This window comes from Leisingera daeponensis DSM 23529, from assembly GCF_000473145.1.
Lineage (GTDB): Bacteria > Pseudomonadota > Alphaproteobacteria > Rhodobacterales > Rhodobacteraceae > Leisingera > Leisingera daeponensis.
Map to the genome: position 1 here is coordinate 3,796,389 of NZ_KI421500.1, position 22,613 is coordinate 3,819,001.

Annotated in this window: 18 protein-coding genes; 9 read left to right on the forward strand and 9 right to left on the reverse strand. The window is 61.2% G+C overall.

What is annotated here, in order from left to right; translation table 11 throughout:
* Nucleotides 1-88 precede the first annotated feature (88 nt).
* On the forward strand, nt 89-1,363 hold the full coding sequence (locus DAEP_RS23020) for a tyrosine-type recombinase/integrase (RefSeq protein ID WP_161787072.1): 1,275 nt from the start codon (nt 89-91) through the stop codon (nt 1,361-1,363).
* Between the two features lie 65 nt (nt 1,364-1,428).
* Here DAEP_RS23020 and DAEP_RS23025 read toward each other — a convergent pair whose 3' ends face one another.
* The 3 genes from DAEP_RS23025 to DAEP_RS0118990 all read right to left on the reverse strand — a co-directional run bounded on the left by DAEP_RS23025 (nt 1,429) and on the right by DAEP_RS0118990 (nt 8,397).
* Entirely contained in the window at nt 1,429-2,403 is a 975-nt protein-coding gene (locus tag DAEP_RS23025) for a DUF4365 domain-containing protein (RefSeq protein ID WP_051337464.1), read from the reverse strand.
* Nucleotides 2,404-2,406: 3 nt separating this feature from the next.
* Nucleotides 2,407-7,338, reverse strand: coding sequence for a DEAD/DEAH box helicase (locus DAEP_RS0118985; protein ID WP_036760884.1), 4,932 nt, complete (start codon nt 7,336-7,338; stop codon nt 2,407-2,409).
* A gap of 177 nt (nt 7,339-7,515) precedes the next feature.
* On the reverse strand, nt 7,516-8,397 hold the full coding sequence (locus DAEP_RS0118990; protein WP_027245780.1) for an ArdC family protein: 882 nt from the start codon (nt 8,395-8,397) through the stop codon (nt 7,516-7,518).
* 501 nt (nt 8,398-8,898) lie between these two features.
* On the opposite strand from DAEP_RS0118990, the gene DAEP_RS0118995 reads away from it, so the two are divergent.
* On the forward strand, nt 8,899-9,264 hold the full coding sequence (locus DAEP_RS0118995) for a DUF7673 family protein (protein WP_027245781.1): 366 nt from the start codon (nt 8,899-8,901) through the stop codon (nt 9,262-9,264).
* Here DAEP_RS0118995 and DAEP_RS0119000 read toward each other — a convergent pair.
* A complete protein-coding gene (locus DAEP_RS0119000; protein WP_027245782.1) occupies nt 9,255-10,430 on the reverse strand; it encodes a MobA/MobL family protein in 1,176 nt (391 codons plus the stop codon). The two genes, DAEP_RS0118995 and DAEP_RS0119000, sit on opposite strands and share 10 nt — an antisense overlap.
* A 79-nt stretch (nt 10,431-10,509) precedes the next feature.
* Here DAEP_RS0119000 and DAEP_RS24070 point away from each other — a divergent pair, with 79 nt between their 5' ends.
* Nucleotides 10,510-10,782, forward strand: coding sequence for a hypothetical protein (locus tag DAEP_RS24070; protein ID WP_154665092.1), 273 nt, complete (start codon nt 10,510-10,512; stop codon nt 10,780-10,782).
* On the opposite strand, the gene DAEP_RS0119005 is transcribed toward DAEP_RS24070, so the two are convergent.
* The 5 genes from DAEP_RS0119005 to DAEP_RS0119025 all read right to left on the reverse strand — a co-directional run bounded on the left by DAEP_RS0119005 (nt 10,751) and on the right by DAEP_RS0119025 (nt 16,616).
* Complete coding sequence (locus DAEP_RS0119005) at nt 10,751-11,884, reverse strand: AAA family ATPase (protein WP_027245783.1); 1,134 nt, start codon at nt 11,882-11,884, stop codon at nt 10,751-10,753. The two genes, DAEP_RS24070 and DAEP_RS0119005, sit on opposite strands and share 32 nt — an antisense overlap.
* 509 nt (nt 11,885-12,393) lie before the next feature.
* Nucleotides 12,394-13,176, reverse strand: a complete 783-nt coding sequence (locus DAEP_RS0119010) for an arginine deiminase family protein (protein WP_027245784.1) — start codon at nt 13,174-13,176, stop codon at nt 12,394-12,396.
* 4 nt (nt 13,177-13,180) lie between these two features.
* Nucleotides 13,181-14,791, reverse strand: a complete 1,611-nt coding sequence (locus tag DAEP_RS0119015; RefSeq protein ID WP_027245785.1) for a 5-guanidino-2-oxopentanoate decarboxylase — start codon at nt 14,789-14,791, stop codon at nt 13,181-13,183.
* Entirely contained in the window at nt 14,788-15,972 is a 1,185-nt protein-coding gene (locus tag DAEP_RS0119020; protein WP_027245786.1) for a pyridoxal phosphate-dependent aminotransferase, read from the reverse strand. The genes DAEP_RS0119015 and DAEP_RS0119020 overlap by 4 nt, the downstream gene beginning before the upstream one ends.
* The gene (locus DAEP_RS0119025; protein WP_008554303.1) at nt 15,969-16,616 is read right to left on the reverse strand and encodes a TetR/AcrR family transcriptional regulator; all 648 of its coding nucleotides are present in this window, start codon (nt 16,614-16,616) and stop codon (nt 15,969-15,971) included. Before DAEP_RS0119025 ends, DAEP_RS0119020 begins: the two co-directional genes overlap by 4 nt.
* Before the next feature lie 96 nt (nt 16,617-16,712).
* Here DAEP_RS0119025 and DAEP_RS0119030 point away from each other — a divergent pair, with 96 nt between their 5' ends.
* The 6 genes from DAEP_RS0119030 (at nt 16,713) to DAEP_RS0119055 (ending at nt 22,612) form a co-directional block, all read left to right on the forward strand.
* Nucleotides 16,713-17,510: an ABC transporter ATP-binding protein gene (locus tag DAEP_RS0119030; protein ID WP_027245787.1), complete on the forward strand. Its 798-nt coding sequence runs from the start codon at nt 16,713-16,715 to the stop codon at nt 17,508-17,510.
* Nucleotides 17,511-17,550: 40 nt separating this feature from the next.
* Entirely contained in the window at nt 17,551-18,315 is a 765-nt protein-coding gene (locus DAEP_RS0119035) for a transporter substrate-binding domain-containing protein (RefSeq protein ID WP_027245788.1), read from the forward strand.
* Between the two features lie 9 nt (nt 18,316-18,324).
* Nucleotides 18,325-19,071, forward strand: a complete 747-nt coding sequence (locus DAEP_RS0119040; RefSeq protein WP_008554333.1) for an ABC transporter permease — start codon at nt 18,325-18,327, stop codon at nt 19,069-19,071.
* Nucleotides 19,068-19,829, forward strand: coding sequence for an ABC transporter permease (locus DAEP_RS0119045; RefSeq protein ID WP_027245789.1), 762 nt, complete (start codon nt 19,068-19,070; stop codon nt 19,827-19,829). The genes DAEP_RS0119040 and DAEP_RS0119045 overlap by 4 nt, the downstream gene beginning before the upstream one ends.
* Before the next feature lie 138 nt (nt 19,830-19,967).
* Nucleotides 19,968-20,432, forward strand: coding sequence for a hypothetical protein (locus tag DAEP_RS0119050; protein ID WP_245595124.1), 465 nt, complete (start codon nt 19,968-19,970; stop codon nt 20,430-20,432).
* The gene (locus DAEP_RS0119055; RefSeq protein WP_027245791.1) at nt 20,423-22,612 is read left to right on the forward strand and encodes a NosR/NirI family protein; all 2,190 of its coding nucleotides are present in this window, start codon (nt 20,423-20,425) and stop codon (nt 22,610-22,612) included. The genes DAEP_RS0119050 and DAEP_RS0119055 overlap by 10 nt, the downstream gene beginning before the upstream one ends.
* Nucleotide 22,613: the final 1 nt, after the last annotated feature.

Below are 22,613 nucleotides of genomic sequence, written 5' to 3' on the forward strand. Positions count from 1 at the left end.
CAAGATTTCCGTAGGTTCTTAACCGGGCATCCAACATTTAGTGCCAAACCACTCTCGGGAGATGTGGGGCAAAATGTGGGATGGAAAAATGGACGGTTCTTCTGTCAATGATGATCGTGGTGGCAAGCAGCCTGGGCCGCATGTCGAAAAGAGGCTGAACGCGGCTTTCGTGAAGAAGGCCCCGCCCGGACGACACACGGACGGCGGCGGCTTGTATCTACAAGTTGATGAATCTGGTGCCCGACGCTGGATTCTCCGTGTCGTCGTGCATGGCAAGCGGCGCGACTTCGGCCTCGGCTCGGCAAATGTGATCTCCTTGGCAGATGCCCGGGACAAATCCTTTGAGATGCGCCGTCTGATTGCGGCGGGCGGCAACCCGAAGGTGCGCAAGCGCGAGGACGAAGGCCGCGCGACAACCTTCGCCGAACTGGCGAAGCAGGTCCACCACCGCAAGTTCAAAGACAACAAGAACAACGGCAAGCACATTGCCCAGTGGATCAACACGCTCGAAACCTATGCCTTCCCGACCATCGGCGATCTGGCGGTCGAAGATGTGAATCAGGACGACATCGAGCGCGTGATTGATCCAATCTGGACCACGAAGCCCGAGACCGCCCGCCGGGTTCTGCAACGGATCAAGACGGTGTTCGATCACGCCTGCGGTCGGGGCCTGCGCACACGCGGCAATCCGACAACCGGGATGCGCGGGCTGATGCGCAAGCAAGACGATCAGGTCAAGCACTTCACGGCAATCGAGTTCATGCAGATCGACCGGCTTTTCCATGCGCTCAAAGACTCAAAGGATGTCGGCGCGCTTGCCCTTCTCTTCACGCTCTTCACCGCGTCGCGGTCTGGTCCCGTTCGCGCGGCGGTCTGGTCGGAGATCGACCCTGGTCTGGAAACCTGGACGATCCCGGCGGCGAAAATGAAGACGAAAAAGGAGTTCGTCGTTCCCCTCTCCATGCCCGCAAGAGATGTCCTGTTGCGCGCGAAAGAGCGTAGGACCGGTGCCAGCGATCTTATCTTCCCTTCGCCGTCGAAGCCGAAGAACATGATCAGCGAAAACACCATGCGCAAACTGTTGCAGACGATCTTCGAGGGTGCGACCGTGCATGGGCTTCGATCCACCTTCCGAACCTGGGTCACGGAAATCATCCGCGTGGATCAGGATGTCGCGGAACTTTGTCTGGCCCATGCGGTCGGCGGCAAGGTCGAGCGGGCATACAACCGCCCGGAACTCATCGACCAGCGGCTGATGATGTTGGAGAAGTGGGGCCTTTGGGCGACCGGCGATCTTGCGCCCTTCTCGAATGGAACGGATGTAGATGCCTATATCCGGGGGAAATGGATCGAGCCCATTTGAAATATGAACGAGGGGCGGCGGCTCACGCAGGCGCCGTCGCAACTCAAAAGGCGGGATGTTTTCGATTATTTTTGTTGCGATTTGAGGGCATTACCCACTATCGCAACCCGTTCGAAGCGGGGAAACATAGACATCTCCACAATTTCGACGAATGCTTCCTGCGCGGCTCGGTATCCCGTAGCCACCAGAACGCCCTTTCCAATGAGGTCGTCCTCATGACTCGAAATCAAGTTCTTTAACGCGGTGCCGCGACGTGAAAGTGGGACAATGAACTCGGGGACCATTTCGCGCATTTCGAGATCAATCAGTAGGTCGGAGTAGTTTGCATGAACCAAGTTTTGACTCACAAGAAAACGTATATAGTCTTCAAGGAAGTCATATTCAGAGTGCCCGGCCCCAACCCCAAATGGCGAGTTCGCCATAGCAAGTTTATGATCGGCAATTTTTAGTGCAAGATCCATACCAAAATACAGACTTCGACAGATATTTGTCATTCCCAGGCAAAATAGATCGAAGAATGACATGTCAAAAGCAGCGTTTCCGGTGTTTCGGGTCAGCATGTAGGCGAGAAGATCAGGAATTTCCTTCACATACTCGGTCTGCGTCAAACCGGCGTTCTTGAACAGGTCCTCGACCGAGGCAGTCATGAAGTTGTTAAATTTAGGAATGACGATCTTTTTTCCAGGTGCCTTATTGGTTCGAAACTCCTGGCGAGCATCAACCCAGAAAGTTTCCTTGCGATCAGGGTGGTGAAGAATAAGAAGCACAGGAACCGGGTAATGCTCCCAATACTTCTGATGCTTTTCGTTTGCGGCATAGGACACGTTGTAGTCTGTTTCGCCATTGAAGTATGACTGCCCCGATTTCACTTGCACGCCAACCATCATGCCGGTGGGTTCGCTGTTCTCGTCAATGAACTCGATGTGGCCGTCGATTCCGAAATCGCCGGTCGCAGTTTCCCGCCAGATCAGTTCGATCTCGGCCAGCCTTGCCTGAACGGCAGCAATACCTTTGCGTTCGGTAGCGTAGTTTCCAGGCATGGGTCAGATGTCCAACTTCGGCAGGCTCTTCACGATCTTCACCGTTTCAAGGCTGACGGTGATGACGCGGCGCAGGAGGTCGTAGGGGTAGCGGGGGTCGCCCATGGTCTCGATGGCGTAGCGGTTCGCATCGTTTTCGATGTCGCTGCCCTTCTTGGTGTTGGGGTTGTAGCGATCCACCGAGACGCCCTGACGCTCCATCACCCACTCGATAGCGGGCTTGCCATTGACGACATAGTCATAGGCCGCCAGCGGGATGTCCGTTAGGGTGATGTTGCCGTTGTAGATGATGGTCGAGCGGTCCTTTTCCTTGCCCTTCTTGCCGAAGGCCATCTTCTCGACGCGGAAGAACTTTTCCGGGTCGGGGATATGGGCAAGGGCAAGGTCGCCCTGTTTGACCGTGGCGGGGTAAGGCTCGACGCTTTCATAGCCGACATGAAGGTCGCCCAGTTTGCGACCGGCCTCCATGAAGCGGGTGAAGTCCTCGCGCTTCTTGACCGGCGGAATGCGGGGCAGTTCCTTCAAGAGGCTGTCGGCGAAACGGGCGCGGTAGTCGGGCGCATGAAGAAGGCCGTAGATGTAATAGAACAGGTCTTCCTTGGTGATGGACGGATCGGAATAGAAGGCTTGGAAGTGCTTCAAGCTCGCATCTGTGATCCCATGCTTGACTTTGTATCCCTCAATGACCTCAGCATCATCCGCCTCGAACGAGAACGCTGGGCTATCGTCATTGCCGCCTTCAACCTTCTCAAAGAGACGCAACGGAAAGCACTGGGAACCTGCCGCGACAGAGGCGAAGCAATGTTCGGGAAGGTGATCTGTCATTTGTAGAGAAAACGAAGCATTTCCGCGCGCTGCCGTAATCGAAATAACCCGATTATCCAATCCGTATTTTGGAAATATGGATGACATTTTGTAGATCATGTCATTCAGGCGCCTGCTGAAATACATCCACTGCTTGAAGAAGGGTCGGTAGGACGCAACAATCACCTGACCTTCATCAAATGACAGAGGGCGCTCTTTATTGAAATCGTTCCGCAGTGATCTATTCCAAGATATCTCGGTCGGAGATTCGGACATGAATAGAAATGGCTCGATATATGGATTTCCCGATTTCGCTGCTTGGTATTCTTCAAGCCGGCTATTGTAGGTCGAGATAGTTGTCTCGATGTTTCGAATGACGACACCCTTCGACGCATTGAAGCACCAGGCATCTCGCGCCGTCTTTGGACCTGCCGAGTAGTCTTCGAATATCGCGAAATCCCCAGAGTCTTTCTTCCCTCCGATACTGAGAAAATTGCCGAAAGATGTGTCTCGCTGCTTCAGCCAATCGCCATGGTCGTCGGGCGTGATCTCGGTCCAGCCGTCGGCCTCGGTGATGCCGCGAAGGCTGCGGAAGGCGGCGATGGTCTTCAACTTGTCTTCGCGGGTCAGGTAGTCGCCGATGTCATGGTAGAAGATGCGGCCCTGCTGGGCGGCGTCGGGGTTCTTGACCAGGAAGGTGATGACGATGGGCGCGCGGCTGCCTGCGCCGAAGATCTTCCCGCCCTCTCTGCGTGAGGTTTCGCCGCTGGTGCGCTGGTTGCCGCGAAGGTGGAACACATAGAGCGAAGCGAACTCATCCACCAGGGTCTTGCGCATCCCGTCTGCGGTGTTGGCATCGACCCAGCCGCCGTTGGTGATGAAACCGATGACGCCCCGGCTGTCTTCGAGCCTGTCGCTGGCCCAGCGGATCGCGCGGATGTAGCTGTCATAAAGGGCGTTCTTGTTGGTCGCGGTGGATCGGGCGGCGTAGGTGCTGCCGATCTTGGCATCCAGATCGCCGTAGTTGATGTGATGCGCCACGGAATAGGGCGGGTTCCCCATGATGACGCGGATGTCCAGTTCGCGCTGGCGCTGGCGGCGTTCCGAGTTGTCGGGCATGAGTTGGGCGATCATGTCGCCCTTTTCATACATCTGGAAGGTGTCGGTGAGGCAGATGCCCTCGAACGGCAGATAGGCCCCTTTGGCGAGGCTGGAATAGACCGCCTCGATGTTGATGGCCGCGATGTAGTAGGCCAAGAGGATGATCTCGTTGGCGTGGATTTCGTGGCGGAACTTGTGTTCCAGTTGCTCGGGCGCGATCAGGCCGGATTGCAGCAGGCGCGTGATGAAGGTGCCGGTGCCGGTGAAGGGGTCGATGATATGGACGCCCTCGGAGCCGAGGCTTTCGCCGAACTCGTCGCGAAGCAGCGCATCGACGGAATGGATGATGAAATCCACGATCTCGGTCGGGGTATAGACGATGCCCAGCCGGTCGCGGGTTTCCTTGAAGGCGACGCCGAAGAAGTTGTCATAGAGTTGCCGGATGAGGTCTTGCTTGGCAGCGGGGTTGGTCAGGCCATGGACCTTGTTTCGGACGCTGGCGTAGAAATCTTCGAGGTCGCGATTTTCCTTTTGCAGGTTCGAGTCTTCGAGGGCTTCGAGAAGGCCCTGAATGGCGCGGGAAACGGGGTTTTCCTGGGTGAAGGCATGGCCTTCGAACAGGACATCGAATACCGGCTGCGTGATGAGATGCTGCGCCAGCATCTCGATGGCGTCCTGCTCGGTGATCGTGTTGTTCAGGTCGTCGCGGAGTTCGGCCAAGAAGAGGTCGAATGCCTTGCGGGGTTCGCCCTCGGGGTCTTCCAGAAGGGCTTTGAGGCGGGTGATGTGCGCCAGCGCGATGGTGCGCAGGTTCCCGGCCCAGCGGTCCCAATATTCACGATCCCCGCATTTCTTGACGATCTTCGCCATGATGGCACGGGAGAAGTCGTCGATGATGAGGGGGAGTTCCGGTTCGCGGTCGTCTTCGATCACGAAGTCATCGTCGCTGTTGCCGCCCTCGCCCGAACTGATGCCCGACCGTTTGGCGGTGGTCTTGTTCGGCAGGTCTTCGACGGTGGCGGTGATGGCGTCGAGTTCCTTCGAGCCGAAGCCGATGATCTCGATCCGGTCGGAGACATCCTGCCCAAGCGATGCCTGGTTGATGGTGCCCTCGAAGCGTTCGTCATGGGCGCGGAGCGCGTTCAGGATTTGCCAGACGACGCGATACTTGTCGTTGTCGGCAAGGGCTTCCTCGGGCGTCTTGTCGGCGGGAACGCCCACGGGGAGGATGACATAGCCCATGCGTTTGCCGGGGGCGCGGCGCATGACGCGGCCCACGGATTGCACGACATCAATCTGCGACTTGCGCGGATGAAGGAACATGATCGCGTCCAACGCGGGCACATCCACCCCCTCGGAGAGGCAGCGCGCGTTGGTCAGAATGCGGCAGGTGTTCTCTTCGCTCTCGGCTTTGAGCCAGTCGAGACACTCCCCGCGCGATTTTGCGTTGAAGGTGCCATCGACATGGCGGATTTGGCAGTTGAGCTGGTGCTGGGCGATGTCGGCCTCGGTCTCGATCACCTCGTCATCGCCAAGGAAATCGGACACAACGGCGGAGAACTCGCGTTCGACCAGTTGGGAACTCTTGATGTCGCGGCAGAAGGCCAGAGCGCGCCGCATGGGCTGCGTGTCGGCCCCAAGGTCGGCGGCTATATCGACCTTGGTCAGGGCCTTGTAGCAGCCCAGAATGCGGGTCGCGTCGTCAAGGATCAGACCAGAGGTCGGGTCCTCGATCCGGCTTTGGACGGACTTCGCGACAAGTTTCTCGTCCATGGCGAGGACGATGACCTTGTAGTCTGTCAGCAAGCCTTCCTGAACCGCCCAACCGAAACCCCGATAGAAGAGCGTCGGGCCGAACATGTCCTCGTTGTCCATGGTGGCGAGGGTGATGCCCAGATCGTCGGCCTTGCTCTTCGCGCCATCGCCGAAGATGCGCGGCGTCGCGGTCATGTAGAGGCGTTTCTTGGCCTGAATGGTCTCGTTGTTATGAACGCGGACGAAGTTGCTTTCCGGCTGTCCGTCGAGCGTCGCGCCCGTGGTGCGGTGTGCCTCGTCGCAGATGATGAGGTCGAAGGGCGGCAAGCCGTGATCGGCTTGCGCGTCAGCGATGACCTGAATTGATTGGTAGGTTGCGAAGATCACCGTCATGCGGCCCTGGGCTTCATCCGCCGCGCCAGCGGCAAGTTTTGCCGGGTCGGTGGTTGCGGGGAAAGCAAGGTCCAGGATGTCGATCTCGGCAACATCGTCCTTGAACTGGCGACGCTTGCCGACCTGCGTATCGGAACAAACCGCGAATGAGCGCAACGGGACATCCGCGTCGGTGGTCCATTCCCGAACCGTCTGCGCCATGAGCGCGAGCGACGGCACAAGGAACAGGACCGTGCCATCTGCGCCCACAAGGTCTTCGGCGATTTTGAGGCTGGTGAAGGTCTTGCCCGTGCCGCAGGCCATGATGATCTTGCCGCGATCATGGTCGGCCAGTCCCTTGCGCACGGCGTCGAGCGCGTCGGACTGGTGCTTGCGCAGTTCCTTCTTGGCTTCCAGAACGATCTTGCCTTGGGCTGCGAACTGCGACCAATCAATCGGGCTGTTCCGCAGGTCGTTCAGGCCAATCCTGATGACCGGGATGGATTGACCATGCAGCATTTCCGCCGCATTCGATGACCATTCAACTTCTGTCGCGTCGATCACTATACGGCGCGCAAATGGCGGCTTCGAAGAAGCCGCCAAAAATGAATCAATATCCGCCTTGGCTATTTTGTGGGTCGGGTTATAGAACTTGCATTGAATGGCGGCAAAGCCTTCATGGCCGCGCAGTTTCGCGACCAGATCAATGCCGACATCTTTTCCGTCCCATCCGTTTTCTTTGGCCCAATCGGTCCAGGATAGAACATCTTCATAGTGTTCTGCCTGCATTGGGTCATGGGTCAAATAAGCGACGCAGAGGCGTTCGAAATATGTGCCCTTTTCCCTTTCGGTTCGCGCGCTATCACGGAAAGATTCAAGAATAGCATCAAGTGAATGCGACATGCCCCGCCTCGTCAAATCTGGAACTGGCGGATTCTGGCGATCCGCTGTTTTCCGCGACATTTGTTCATGACGGTGTGCGAGGCGCAAGCAGTTCGCCTTCCAGCGGTTGCGAAAGGTGGCGCGGACTGACACGGCTACCGCATGGCGGTGGCCGTGCTCGCCGCTGGCATGGGGCGGCTATTCAGCCGCCACCTGCGAGGGGTGCCCAAGGGTCAAGATCAGGTCGATGGCCTTCTGCGCCTCGCTGGCCGCGCGGAAGATGGCGCGATTGTCTTCTTTCATCGCCCGAAGCCACCCCTGAATGTATGCCCCGCTCTGCCCGAAGTCCGGGGTCAGTCCGAGTTCCGCGCAAAGTAGGCAGTTGCCGATTTCTGCGACCAGTTCCTCGAACGCGTAGGCTTTGCGGTCGGCGAACCGCCCGAAGCGGTCCAGCCGCGACGCCGCGCCGGTCCAATGGGTGAGTTCATGGGAAAGCGTGCCATAGTAGCCGCCTGCGTCGTGGAAGGTCGAGATCGGCGGCATGTGGATGCGGTCGCGGGCGATGTCGTAGAAGGCGCGCGGGTCGTCGCTGGTGTCGATGATTGCGCCAGTTGCCGAAAAGAAGGCGTCAAGGGCGGCGTCGCGCTCGGTGCCCAAGTCGCTGGGGGCTTCCGGTTGCGTGTAGAAATCGGCGGGAAGGCCGTCGATCTGGTCAGCGTTGAAGACACGGTAGCCCTTCGTGAAGGGAATGACTTTCTCTTCCCCTGCCTCGTCTTCCTTCTTGAATGTGTCGAAATACACGACAAGGGCCGACTTTTCACCTTTCCTGACTGAACCGCCCAAGTCCTTCGCCTGCTTGAAGGTCATCCAGCGGGGTGAGTTGAAACCCTGCGCCGCTGCCACGGACCACAGCACAAGGACATTGATCCCGCGATAGGGTTCGCCGTTGTGCCGCATGGGCAGACAGGGGCAAGCCGCACTCCCGGTCCATGGTTTGCGCCACGGTGGGCAACCGGCTTCGATGGCATCAATGATCTGGTCGGTGATGGTCTTGTGAAGGTCAATCTTCGGGGTCGTCATGGCATTGCTCCTTGGCTTGGAAGAGCAAAATTGGCCGTTCAGCAGAGACCCAAAGGCGCTTGCGCCGTCTTCCGCAAATCGGGCGGGCCTTCCTGCTCTTCCGTCGAAAAACCCATGTTTTTCGGACGGCAGAGCAGGAGGGGCAAAGCCCGTCCTGCGGTCGAGCCGGGCTGAGTCAACCGGGTGTAGGGCGTGAAAATGGGAGGGACCCGCGCGCATGGCGCGTGGGAGGAACCGGGTTTCTCGACCGGAACCGACGCGTAGCGGCGCTTGCCGGTTGGCGCAGACCGGATCGAGTGGCAGGCGGAACACAAAGAGACAGGTAGATGTCAGGCGCGGGACGAGCGGGCGCAGCCCGTCGAGTTCTGCGGCTGTCTCCTGCCCAAAGTCGTTCGAAGAACGCCATGATCCCTTTTGGCCTACCCGGCGCAAATCTGGCTCGCCGAGATGGCGCGCGCGATTGCCGCCAGGGCTTAACAGTTCGTTTGCAAATCCTCGGGCATGTCGAAGATGAGCCGCATGAACAGGAGAAGGAGCGACATTATGAACAAGGCTGGCAACGAAGATTTCGACGCACTGATCGACCGCCAAATGCAGGCATTGCGAGACCTCGCAAAACTTGCCGACATGGGGTCCGGCGGCAGTCGCACAGCGGCTACCGTGCTGCTTCACGCGTGGAACAGCGGAGATTTTCCCATTCATAATCTGCGAGCATTGAGCGGCACATATGCAGAAGCCGCCGCTCTCGTCATCCGGGGAATCTTCGAGCATGGATTCCTCGGCGGCGATGAAATCGAGCGTCAGGTTGGATCGGAGACCATTCGACGCTTTGCAAAAGAACACGGCCCCAAGAAGCGTCAGCGGTAATGTTGCTGTATCCGGGAACGCGGTCTCATGCTTTCGATTTGCGCCGCAGTCATCGGAGTTGGGTCGTTCTCCGGGTCTCTCCTGAATAGCCGCGCACGCAGGGTGTCGCGAAGCATCACCAGCTCGCGATAAACCCAGCGAATGCGGCTCCCCCGCAGAATGCGACGATCAAAGGGAGAAGGAGCATTTTCGGCTGCGGCGGAACGGACGAAGAATGGTGGGAACACGGCTGGGGCGTCGGCGCTGGCCGTGTTCTGATCTCCTCGCAAATCTTCTCCAACTGGCTCAGCTGATGCGAATGGCGGCGTTGGACTTCCAACACCTGAGCCACGGCTGACACCGTGCGTTCCGACATCCTGGCGGCGATCCCGGCGCTGCGCTCGGTCGTCGTCATGAGGTCTTCCCAGTCTATTCCCATGTTCTGTTTGTTCATTTTGCATTTCCTTCATTGAGTTGATTTCACGGATCACGGCATTGGCGTCCGCGCGACTGTGCCCCTGGTCGATGTGATGCCACTCGGCCTTCGGTGCGATCTTGTCTCCATGGCCCGCCATTTTCCGGCTGGCCGCGCCTTCATGGATCTGCGGGATGCGGTCGATCCCACGCGCGGCAAAGGACAGATGCGTGATGTGGCTATCCTGGCCATATCCCCACGCATCCATCATCCGGTTGTGGATCGACGCCCACTGCGCGGCGGTCGTTTCAACGGCATTCTTTCGTGCCATGCCCAGCGTGCTGCGTGGGCGTCCCCGCCCGCCTGTCTTCACCTGGACATCGAAGGCGACGACATGCGCGTGAGGGTTCGCGATGTCGTTGCCGGTCTGGTCATGGATCGCGGCGACATACCCCGCGACGCCCTGCGTGAACGTCTCGCAGAACTCTTTCACGAGGGCCGCGCGCTGGTCCGGCGTGGCTTCCACTGGCAGGGCCAGAATGAAACGCTCGCAAACGCGCCCCTTCCGCCGTTCGGCTTCCTGCTCTGCCAAGGTGCCGGTTTCCGCATCGGTCTTGCCTGCCAGACGCTCCCGCAAGACGCAGCGCGCTGCCTGCTGACGGGTGATGTATCGCAGGTGAGCGGCGGTCTGCCCGTGCTCGGCCTGCCGCGCGTCGGCGGTCCGCTTTTCGGAAAAAGTCCTGACAGAGTGTTTGAAGGAGAAGAGTGCCATTTCCCTGCGATTTTGGTTGCGGGGACAAAATGACTATTTTGTCCGTTGTGCGCCTTAAAATCAGATAGGAACAGGACCCATGAATGAAAAACACGACAAGTCTCTCGATATGGTTTGGATACACGCCAACAAGCATTGTGTCAGCTATCGCCTTTGCGATCCTGCTGCCGGTCTGTCGATTGAACAGATGCGACATGTTTCCAGCCTGATGCTCGATTTGTTCGAGCGAGAAGCCGAAAAGATGAAAGCCGCGAAGAAAGAAAGAGCCTCGGTGCCGGGGCCTTCTGGCGACCCCGGCAACCCTGCACATTCCAGTCCCGTCAGGCGGTTTCAACAATCGGTTCTGCGATGACGGGGCTATCAGGCGCGCGCCTGAACCCATCCCCGTTGGACTCGACGCGGCCATCGGCCACGAGGTCATCCAGCGCCCGCCCGATTGCCTTGCGAAGCGAGTCCTTGTTGTCTCGGACTGTGTTGAAGGCGTCGCCTGATCGGTCTGCAATCTCGGGGCGCGTGAAGAACCTTTCCGGCTCCTGCTTGCTCAACGCACCCAGGGTGCGGGCCAAGTCTTCCCGACGCTCTGCCCGACTGTTGTCGGTCTTCCGGTTGTCGTTGGCCGCTGGCTTCGTCTTGGCAAAAGCACCCGGTTCAAGTGCGACCGCATATGGAACCGAAACCTCATCACCTTCGGAGTCGCGTCCGATGAAAAACGAGGTCATCTCGAACGGGATTGGGCCGCTTTCCTTGGTATTCTTCTGCTTTTTCGGCACCAGAAGCACGATTTTCTTCGAGCCATGGCAATCATCGGCCGGTTTGAGGATGTAAAGGCCGTCGAGATTGCTTTCCTGCGCGCTGGACCCGCGTGGGCGGTCAGTATTTCCGGTGCCGACATGGTGAATGAGAACGACGCAAGCGTTTGTCTGTTTGGCGATTTGGTCGGCGTGCCCAATCGCCGTGCCCATGGTCGAAGACAGGTTCTCGTCTGCACCCCCGAGGCATCGGTTCAGTGTGTCGAACACAACGACTGCCCTGTCGCAGTCGTTCTCTGCCTTCTTACGTTCAACGACAGTCCGAACCATCGACACGATGTTCGGGTCCATCAGGTTCGGCGCTTCATGAACGACGAAGAAGGGAGCCGTGGCACAAGCCGGATCGCGAAGAATGGGGTGGGCCCTTTTCAGCACGCCCTCGGGGTCCTCCGCGCCGTAATAGACGACCACACTTCGACGGACGGGACGCCCGCCAAAATTGCGACCCTGAGCGGCATGGGCACATGCAGCGGCAACAATATTGGTCTTTCCAAGTGCCGGAGCGCCTGCGATCATGGAAACTTCGTTCAGGTTGAAAAGACCCTTGATTGCAAAGGGCACATCGACCTGGGGCACATATCCGGGCGCATGGGTCATTTTTGGCTCTGGCTGCATATTGGAGTTTGCGAAGTCGAATTCATACATAGGTTTTATTCCTCGGTATTGGTCCGGTCAGCACCATGCTGCCGATCCCAAGGAGGAAATGGTTCCAATGCGATCCGGACAAAAACGATTTTGCATCTTTTTTTCGGACGGACGGACAGGACCATACCGCCCCCGTAGGGGGCGTGGTCCAGTCCGTCCGTCCGAAAATGGAATGAGCGCAGACGTCGCTGAGCATCCAAATCTGAGATGTGGTTTTTTTGTGGGGTTCCTGTTCAGGACCCCTTCACGAAGTTAGTATTTTCAGATACTTCTGAGCAAGGTTGCTCGGGCATCGTCTCCGCCATTTTCCTGAATCCACAAGTGGCTAATGTCTAGCGCCCATCGGGCGGCCAAGGCTGCCCGCCTGCGGCCGTTGGCACAGGGAGACCCTGGAGCGCCGGGAGTTCCTTGCCGGGAACAGCGCCGGGGCCGGCGGCAGGCCTTGGTTTCGCACCCCTTAGACGATCACTCGCCTGTCAGACCGAAATCCCGGCCTGCCGCCGCGGGGATCAGAAGCGCAGGGACAGGCAGGACATGCCGCCGTCCAGCTTGGCGCAGTCGGTGTTGTCGATCTCGGCGATTTCGAAACCGGCCTTGTCCAGCATCTCGGCGGTGCGGGGGAAGCCTGCGGCCATAAGCACCAGATTGTTGAAGCGGATGGCGTTGGCAGCGGCTTCCTCGCCGTCGGCCACATGCAGAACCCGGTACCCCTCGAAACACCCCGACGCGTCCAGGCGTTTGGTTGCCAGGATCGTCTCCGCATCCATCAGGGAGCAGTCGGTTTTGAAGTGCAATACGCCTTCGGGCGTGAAAACCTCGCGCAGGGTGTGGCCCCATTCGGCGGCGATCTCGGCCAGTTCGGCAACGCCTGCCGCGTCAGTGCGGTCGGAGCGGCCCACCAGGATTTCCTTGCCGGTCACCAGGATGTCGCCGCCTTCAATGCAGCCGGGGCCGGTGATTTCGCGGACATCGTCATAACAGACGCGCAGGGTGGGGTCCATTTCAGCCACTTCACCCAGGCGCGACGGCGCGCCAGGGCGCATCAGGATCGCGCCCTGCGGCAGGCAGAGGGCCGTGTCCTCGACGAACTGCGCGTCGGGATAGGCCTCCAGCGGCTCAAGCTCGATCACCTCAGCACCGGTGCTGCGCAGGGCGGAAACATAGGCGGCGTGCGCCTTCAGCATCGTTGCTAGGTTCGGGTTGCCGGTGTCCTCGGCGCGCAGGCCCTGGGCGATGGTTGAGGCCGGGCGGCGGGTGATGGCGCGTGTAAACTCAAAGGTGGGGTTTCGCATGGGGTTACTCCTGGGCCGGAGAGGATCCGGTGATTTCGATTTCGATTTCGACAATGGAAGGGGTTCCGCGGCGGCTGGCCTCTTCGAGGGCAGCGGCAATGGCTTGCGGGTCCATTGGGGCGCGGGTGTACGGGATGCCGAAGGAGGCGGCGGCGGGGCCGAACTCCGGAGGCGTGGGGTCGCAGCCGGTCACGGGCACGTTCACGGCTTCCATCGAAGCGGCGATCTCCCCGTAGCCGCGGTTGTTCCATATAACAAAGGTAACGGGCAGGGATGCGTCCACGGCAGCCATGATTTCCGGCAGGGAAAACTGCGCGCCGCCGTCGCCGGCGATGCAGATCACTGGCGCTGACGGATCGGCAACCGAAGCCCCGATGGCGGCGGGGATGCCATAGCCAAGCGCGCCGTATCCGGTGGCGGCGTTGAACCAGCCGCCGGGGCGATCATGGTCGTAATAAAGGTTGCCGGCATAGACCGGCTGGGTGGAGTCGCCCACCATCAGCGCGCCGGGCACGGCATCGCGTATGGCGTTCAGCACCTCGACCTGGGCCCGGTACTGCGGGCCGATTTCCTCCAGGGCTGCGGCGCGGGTGTGTTTGGCGCGCGCGGCACCCTCACTTTGCTTTGGCAGCGCGGGCACTGCGTCGAGCAGGGCGGCGGCTGCCTCGCCTGCGCTGCCGGCTATGGCGATTTCCGCTGCGTGCCGGGCCAGCTGATCAGCACAAATGTCGACCCGGATCAGCCCCGGCATCCGGGCCATGCCGCCGGTGGCGTACATGTCGTAATCGGTTGGCCCCAGTTCAGTGCCCAGCGCCAAGACGCAATCGGCGTCCTCAATCAGCGTGCGGACCGCCTGCAGGCTGGGGCTGGCAGGGACGGTCAGCGCATGGCCGTGCATCAGACCGCGCGCGTTGACGGTCTGCACCACCGGCGCATCCAGGTGTTCCGCCAGGGCCTGTAGCTCTGCGCCGGCACGCTTAGCGCCGCCGCCGGCCAGGATCACCACCTTGGCGGCTTTTGAAAGCAGGTTTGCGGCCTTGGAAATTTGGTCTGGGTCGAGTGGCGGCCGGGCGGTCGCGGGCTGAGGAGTGCCCTCCCGCGCGGAAGCTCCGGCCACGTCCAGCGGGATCTGGATGTGGGCGGGGCCCGGGCGGCCTGCTGTGAAGGGGGCAAAGGCGCGGTCCAGAGCGGCGTCCAGGTCCTCGGGCCGGGCAACGTGTTCAGAGGTCAGCGCCACGGTCTTGGCCAACGCGTGCTGATCGGGCAGTTCGTGCAGGTGGCCGTGGCCCTTCCCCAAGGTCCCGGTGGCGTTGACCCCTGAAACCACCAGCATCGGCACGGAATCCGCGCGGGCCTGGGCCATCGGGGTCAGCGTGTTGGTAAGGCCGGGGCCGGTGATGACAAATGCCACCCCAGGCTGGCCGGACACCCGCGCATAGCCATCTGCCATAAAACCCGCCCCCTGTTCATGGCGGGGTGTTATGTGGCGGATGCCGGACCCCGCCAGACCGCGGTACAGCTCGACCGTATGCACCCCGGGGATGCCGAACACGCAGGTGACACCGCGCGCCTTCAGCCCCGCAACCAGGGCTTCGCCAACTGTCGTATTGGTCATGCGACGCTCCTGGACTTGCGGTTTGCGTGGGCCGCGATCCGGTCGAGGGCGGCGGCAAAGCTCTCGTCATCAATCGTCAGGGCGACGCGCACCCAGTGCTTGAGGCCTTCGCCAAAGGCGGAGCCGGGCATCACAGCAACGCCGCTCCCCAGCAGGTCCCAGGCATAGGCATCGCCGTCCATGCCGGTGGACGTCACGTCGATCAGGGCGAACATGCCGGCCTCCGGGCGGTGCACACGCAGGCCGGTTTCTCCATGCAGGCGCTGTTCAAGAAGGGCTGCGCGGGCGGCAAAGCGGGCCGCCATGCCCGCGGCGACAGAAGAGCCTTCGCGCACCGCCTTTTCGGTCATGTCGGCGATGAAGGGCTGGTTGCCGAACAGCATGGTTTCCGAGACCGGCAGCAGCGCGGAGCAGAAAGCCTCAGGCCCAACGGCCCAGCCGCTGCGGAACCCCGGCGCGGCGTGGGATTTGGAGATTGAGGAAACCGCGATCACCCGGTCTGCCAGGGCCGGATCGGAGAGGGGGGAGACGAACTCCGCTCCCTCGAACACCAGATGCTCATAAACTTCATCGGAGATGATCCAGAGGTCATGCTCCACCGCCAGTTCGCCGATTTCGCGCAGGTCCTCAGCGGTCAGGATGGCACCGGTGGGGTTGTGCGGGGTGGTCAGCAAAATGGCGCGGCTGCGCGGGGTGATGCGGGCGGCGATGTCGCTGGCCTGCATCCGGAAGCCGGCTTCAGGCCGCAGCGGCACGGGCACCATTTCGGCACCCGTCGCGCGGATCACGCCCTCGTAGGTGGCATACATCGGGTCGCCCGCCAATACCTCGGTGCCGGGTTCGGCAACGCCTTGCAGCACCGCGTAAAGCGCGGTCTGGGTGCCAGGGAAACACAGGATGTTTTCCGGACCGAATTCCCGCCCGCGGGTGGCGGAATAGGTCCCGGCCAGGGCGGCACGCAGATTCGCCTCGCCTCGGCCGTCGGAATAACCGGTACGGCCTGCCTGCATCGCCTGCGCCGCGGCCTCAAGCAGTTCCGGCGGCGTGGGCACGTCCGGCTCGCCGATGGTCATTTCCACCAAGTCGGCCCCGGCCGCGGCCATCTGCCGTGCTTTCAGATGCACTTCCCATTTTCCGCCGCCCAGTCCGGCCAGCCGTTCGGTGATTGCTGTCAGCCTCATGCCGTTGCAGCCTCCTGCTCCAAATTCAAACCTGTGATCGCGGCAACGGATTGCCGTCCGATGTCTGCCAGCTCGCCCGGCGCAAAGGCGTCCGGAAGGGCGCCGCCCTCCAGCCACAGCCCGTCGATCACCGCGTTGCAGGCAATCGCCAGCTGCCGCAGCCGGGCGGGCGCGGCGGGACGCCCGGCTTCCTGCAGCGCGGCTGCAATCAGCCCCTCCAGAAAGTCGCGGAAATACCCATAGGTGCGTTCGTGGGTGGCCTTCATCTGCTCATCCTGCTGCACCTTGTTGAGGAAACTCGCCCAAAGCGCGATGGACCGCGGATCCACCACCGGCGGCGTCAGAGAAGCGGTCACAAAGGCGGTGAGCCGGTCCAGCGCCGTGCCGTCTGCCCCGGCCGCGGGGGCAAAGGTCTGGTCGGTCATGGCGGTCATATGATGTTCGTAGGCGGCGATGATCAGCTCTTCTTTGGAGCTGAAATAGTGCCGGATCAGGCCCTGGGTGACGTCGGCGCGCTCGGCAATGCCCCGCACCGTGGCCCCGCGCACGCCGTTTTCAGCCACCAGTTCCAGCGTGGCGAGAATCAGCGCCTCCTTCCTGGTCCCGGCGGATTCGCGTTTGAATTTGCGGCGGTCGTCGCTCACCCCAGCTCCTGTTTTTGCTTGGCATAGAAATTATACGCTTGCATAATTACTGGAGTCGCGGCTTACTGCAATCGGAAATTTCAAGGTGACACAACAATGGATACAGCCACTGCCGCCGCATCCGTCCCGGAGACCGGCACGCCCCAAGAGGCCATCCGGGTAGAGGATTTGCACAAGTCCTTTGGCAATCTGGAGGTGCTCAAGGGCGTGGACCTGACAGCCCGGCAGGGGGATGTAGTGGCGATCATCGGCGGCTCCGGCTCCGGCAAGTCGACGATGCTGCGCTGCATCAATTTTCTGGAGACGCCAAGCTCCGGCAAGATCGTGATCGGCGGCGAGGAAGTGGCGATGCGGGCTGACGGCAGCCCGGCCAATCAGAAGCAGATCGAAAAGATCCGGACCAAGCTGGCGATGGTGTTCCAGCAGTTCAATCTATGGACCCACCGCACCCTATTGGAAAACGTGATCGAGGTGCCGGTGCATGTGCTGAAAGTGCCCAAGGCGAAGGCCGTTGAGCGCGCCCGCGAATTGCTGGAGCGGGTTGGGCTGGGCGGCAAGGAAGACACTTTCCCTGCCTATCTGTCCGGCGGCCAGCAGCAGCGGGCGGCGATTGCCCGGGCGCTGGCGGTAGACCCGTCGGCGATGCTGTTTGACGAGCCGACCTCGGCGCTGGACCCGGAACTGGTGGGCGAAGTGCTGACGGTGATCCGTGATCTGGCCGCCGAGGGCCGCACCATGCTGCTGGTCACCCACGAGATGAAATTCGCGCGCGAAGTCGCGAACCACGTTGTCTATCTTTACCAGGGCCGCATCGAAGAGCAGGGGCCGCCTGCCGAGGTCTTTGGCAACCCGCAATCAGACCGGCTCAAGCAGTTTTTAAGCTCAGTCGCCTGATCCACTGTCACCAAAACAAAAAACCAACTGGGAGAAGAAAATGAAACTGAAAGCACTGCTTGCCGCTGCCACTGCAGCTGCTGCCCTTACCGCCGGTGCCGCCGCCGCGGAACAGGTCAAGATCGGCATCGCCGCGGAACCCTATCCGCCGTTTGCCTCGCTCGACAGCTCCGGTAACTGGGTTGGCTGGGAAGTCGAGGTGATCGGCGCCGTGTGTGCCGCCGCCGAACTGGACTGCGTGATCACCCCGGTGGCCTGGGACGGCATCATCCCGTCGCTGACCGGCCAGCAGATCGACGCCATCATGGCCTCCATGTCGATCACCGAGGAGCGGCAGAAGACCATTGATTTCTCTGATCCCTACTACAACACCCCCGCGGTGATCGTGGCGGACAAGTCGATGGACATCGCGCCAACGCCGGATTCTCTGGCCGGCAAGATCCTTGGCATTCAGGCCTCAACCACGCACCAGGCCTATGCGCAGGCGCATTTCACCGGAGCAGAGCTGAAGGTTTATCAGACCCAGGACGAGGCAAACCAGGATCTGGTCGCGGGCCGTATTGACGCGACGCAGGCGGACAGCATCGCGATGGCGGATTTTGTGAATTCCGACACCGGCAGCTGCTGCGAGATCAAGGGTGCGGTAGCGGATGATCCGGCGATCCTGGGTCTTGGCGTCGGCGCCGGCGTGCGCAAGGGCGACGACGCGCTGCGCGAGGCACTGAACAAGGGCATCGCAGCGATCCTGGCCGACGGCACCCACGAGAAGATCACGGCCAAATACTTCACCACCAGCATCTACTAAGGTGCTGCCGTGACCGGACTGCTTGAATTACTGGGCCTCGGCGCCAGCGCGGAGCTGCTGTCGCTGTCGGGGTGGGGCGGCAACCTGCTGCGCGGGCTTGCCAACTCCCTGCAGATTGCCTTTGGCGCTTTTGGGCTGGGGCTGGTGATCGGGCTGTTCGGGGCCTACGGCAAACTCTACGGCGGGAAGGTCACGCGTGATCTTCTCGCCATCTACACCACGGTGATCCGGGCGGTGCCGGAACTTGTGCTGATCCTGATCCTTTATTACGTCGGCAGCGATATCATCAACAAGATCTCTGAGGCGATGGGCGGCGGCCGGGTTGAAATCAACGGCGTTGCGGCCGGCATCTGGGTGCTGGGCGTGGTGCAAGGCGCCTATGCCACAGAAGTCCTGCGCGGCGCCATCAAGGCGGTGCCGGTGGGGCAGATCGAGGCGGCGAAATCCTATGGCATGCCGGCCTTCATGACCATGCGGCGGGTGACGATCCCGGCGATGATGAGCTTTGCGGTTCCAGGGCTGGCAAACTTGTGGCTGATCGCCACCAAGGACACCGCGCTGCTGGCGGTGGTCGGCTTCAACGAGCTGACGCTGGAAACCCGCCAGGCGGCCAGCAGCACGCGGGCCTATTTCACCTTCTTCCTGGCGGCGGGTTTCCTGTACCTGATGGTGACGCTCTGCTCCGGCGTGGTTTTTGCCCGGGTCGAGAAATGGGCACGGCGCGGCCAGCCCTCTCTGAAGGGGGGCGCTCGATGATCAGTCTGAAGGAGCTGATGCAACCGCACCGTATCGTGATGATGCTGGTCTTCGCGGGGATCGTGATTTGGTGCGCCTTTGCGCTGCGCTGGGACTGGGTCCCGAAATACGCGCCGCTGGCGCTGGAGGGGCTGTGGACGACGATCTGGATCCTCGTGGTCTCCACTTTCCTCGGCTTCCTGTTGGCGGTGCCGCTGGGGTTGGCGCAGGCTGTTGGTCCCTGGTATCTGTCGATCCCTGCGCGCACCTTCTGCACCATCATCCGCGGCACGCCGCTCCTCTTGCAGATCTGGCTGCTCTACTACGGACTGGGGTCTCTGTTTCCGCAGTTTCCCTGGATCCGTTCGTCCGAGCTGTGGCCTTACCTGCGCCAGGCCTGGCCCTATGCGGTGCTGGCGCTGACGCTGTCTTACGCCGGCTATGAGGGAGAGGTGATGCGGGGCGCGTTTTCCGGGGTGGCCAAGGGGCAGCTGGAGGCGGCCAAGTCGTTCGGCATGCCGCGCTTCACCATTTTCCGCCGCATCTGGCTGCCGCAAGCGGTGCGCAATGTCCTGCCGACCCTTGGCGGCGAGACCATCCTGCAATTGAAGGCAACGCCGCTGGTGGCGACCATCACGGTGATGGAAATCTATGCGGTGTCGTCGCGCGTTCGGGCTGATACGTTCATCGTTTATGAGCCGCTCTTGCTGCTGGCGCTTGTCTATATGGCGATTGCCGGAGTGATCGCGCTGGCCTTCCGGCGGCTTGAGAAAGGTTGAGCAGACGGGCGCTTAGGCCGTTTTGCGGTGAATTGACGAATGTTCGGGAATTTCAGGTTTATCTGACATACATCAAATAACGGCCCTGCGGTTCCCCGTAGTGTCAGCGGCAAATGCAGCAAGAGAATCTTGTAACAGATGCCGCGTAGCCTTTTCATATCCACTGTTTGCCGCGCCGGGCTGTTCCGGCGGCTGGCTGGGATGTGCGCGGCATTCATGCTGGTGCTGCAGGTGGCCTTTCCCGGTGCGGGGCAGGCCGCAGCCGGCGGCGAGTGGATTGAAATCTGCGGCGAGTTCGGCGTGGTTGAGATACAAGTCGCCGGTGAAGCCAGCGAAGAAACGCAGGACTGCCCCGAATGCGGCACCTGCGTTTTATGCGCTGCTGAAACCGGGGCTGTGCCGATAAGCCATCTGCCTTCCGGCATCACCCATGCGGCGGACACCATCGTACTGCTGCCTGCGGGGGCCGCGGCGTACCCAAATCCGGCGCAATTCTGGCATGACGGCCGCGGTCCTCCGCTGGCAAACAAAATAGAACCCGAACGCGCCGTGGGCGCGTCCATGGCAGCCACTCAAAATAAAGGAGAGGCGCCATGGTCCTGACATGCGCCTTGCGGGGCTGGCTGACAGCCCTTGTGATGACAATCGCCGCGCTTTTCGCTGCGCCGGCTGAGGCAGACAGCCTCGGCAGCTTCCTGACAGAACTGATACCCGCCGATCTGGTGCCCGGCGCGGACGGCTTTGGCCCGGTGCGCACGGATGTGCCGGTGGCACCAGTCCTGAAGGCGGGCGAAACGGTCGCCTATGCCTTTCTGACCTCCGATTTCGTCGGCACAACCGGCTACAGCGGCAAGCCGATCCATGTGGTGGCTGCAATTGACACCGATGCGGTGCTGACGGGTGTGAAACTGGTCAAACACTCCGAGCCGATCGTGCTGATCGGCATTCCGAACTCCAAGATGGTCAAGCTGACCGAAAGCTATGCCGGGCTGGACCTGAAGGCCGAGGCGGCGGCCGGCGGCGATGCCCATGACCTCGACATCATCTCCGGCGCGACGGTGACGATCATGGTGATCGACGACAGCCTGGTGCGCGCGGGGATCAAGGTGGCGCGCGCGCTGGGGCTGGGGGGCTTGTCGCCGGTGCAGGCGGACGGGCCGAAACGTGAGCTCGACATGGCCCGCGAGGAGGCTGCGGACTGGACCACGCTGGCAGGCGACGGCTCTGTGCGGCGGATGACTTTGGACGTTGGCCAGATCAACACGGCCTTCGAGGCCACCGGCGACCAGCGCGCGATCCGGCGGCGGGAGCGCGGCGCGCCGGACGACACCTTTATCGACATGCACATGGCCCTGGTATCTGTACCCTCCATCGGCAAGTCGCTGCTGGGCGAGGCGGAGTACCAGAACCTCAAGTCCTGGCTGAAGGAGGGCGAGCACGCCATTCTGGTGCTGGGGCGCGGCAGTTACAGCTTCAAAGGCTCTGGCTATGTGCGTGGCGGGATTTTCGACCGTGTCCAGCTGATCCAGGGCGATGCCTCGGTGCGTTTCTTTGACCGCCAGCACAAACGGCTGGGGTCGCTTGCCACAGCGGACAGCCCCAGCTTTGCAGAGCTGGACCTGTTCAAGATCCCGGCGGATGCGGAGTTTGATCCGGCTGAACCCTTCCGCCTGCAACTCTTGGTGCAGCGCTCCGTGGGCGCGCTGGAACGGGCGTTTTTGACCTTCGATCTGGGCTACAAGCTGCCGGAACAGTACCTGCTGCCCGCCGCGCCTGCGCCCAAGGTGGTGGAGGATGACACGAGCGAGGCCGCCGCCAAGGCCGCCCTGTGGCAGCGGATCTGGAAGGACCGCACCGTCGAGATCGGGGTTCTGGCCGTGATGCTGGTGGTGCTGACGGGTGTGTTCTTCTTCCAGTTCCAGGCGACTGTGAACGCACGCACCTTCTATTGGTTCCGGATCGGATATCTGACCGTCACCCTGGTGTTCCTGGGCTGGTACGCCAATGCGCAGCTAAGCGTGGTGAACCTGATGGCGCTAGCGGGATCTTTGCGCAGCGGCTTTTCCTGGGACGCGTTCCTTCTGGATCCGCTGGTGTTCATTCAGTGGTTTGCGGTAGCTGCTGCGCTCTTGTTCTGGGGCCGGGGCGCCTATTGCGGCTGGCTGTGCCCGTTCGGCGCGCTGCAGGAGCTGACCAACAAGATTGCCCGCGCCTTCAAGGTGCCGCAAATCACCCTGCCGTGGGGCCTGCATGAGCGCCTGTGGCCTGCAAAATACATGATTTTCCTTGGCCTTTTCGGTGTCTCGATGGTGTCGATCCCGCTGGCCGAGACCTATGCCGAGGTGGAGCCGTTCAAGACCGCGATCATCCTGAAATTCGTGCGCGACTGGCCGTTTGTGGTCTTTGCGGTGGCGCTGCTGCTGGCCGGGCTGTTCATCGAACGGTTCTACTGCCGCTACATGTGCCCGCTAGGCGCGGCGCTGGCGATCCCGGCCCGGGTGCGGATGTTCGACTGGCTGAAGCGCTACCACGAATGCGGCCATCCCTGCCAGACCTGTGCCAACGAGTGCCCGGTTCAGGCCATCCACCCTACGGGTGAGATCAACCCGAACGAATGCGTGAACTGCCTGCATTGCCAGGTTCTCTATCAATCCGACGCCAAATGCCCGGTTGTCATCAAACAGCTGAAACGCCGGGCCAAGACCGGCAGCCCCGCACCGGACGTTGCTCTGGGCCGGCCGCCTGCCAATCACCCCAACGCGAACAGGATCAAAGTTTCCTGAA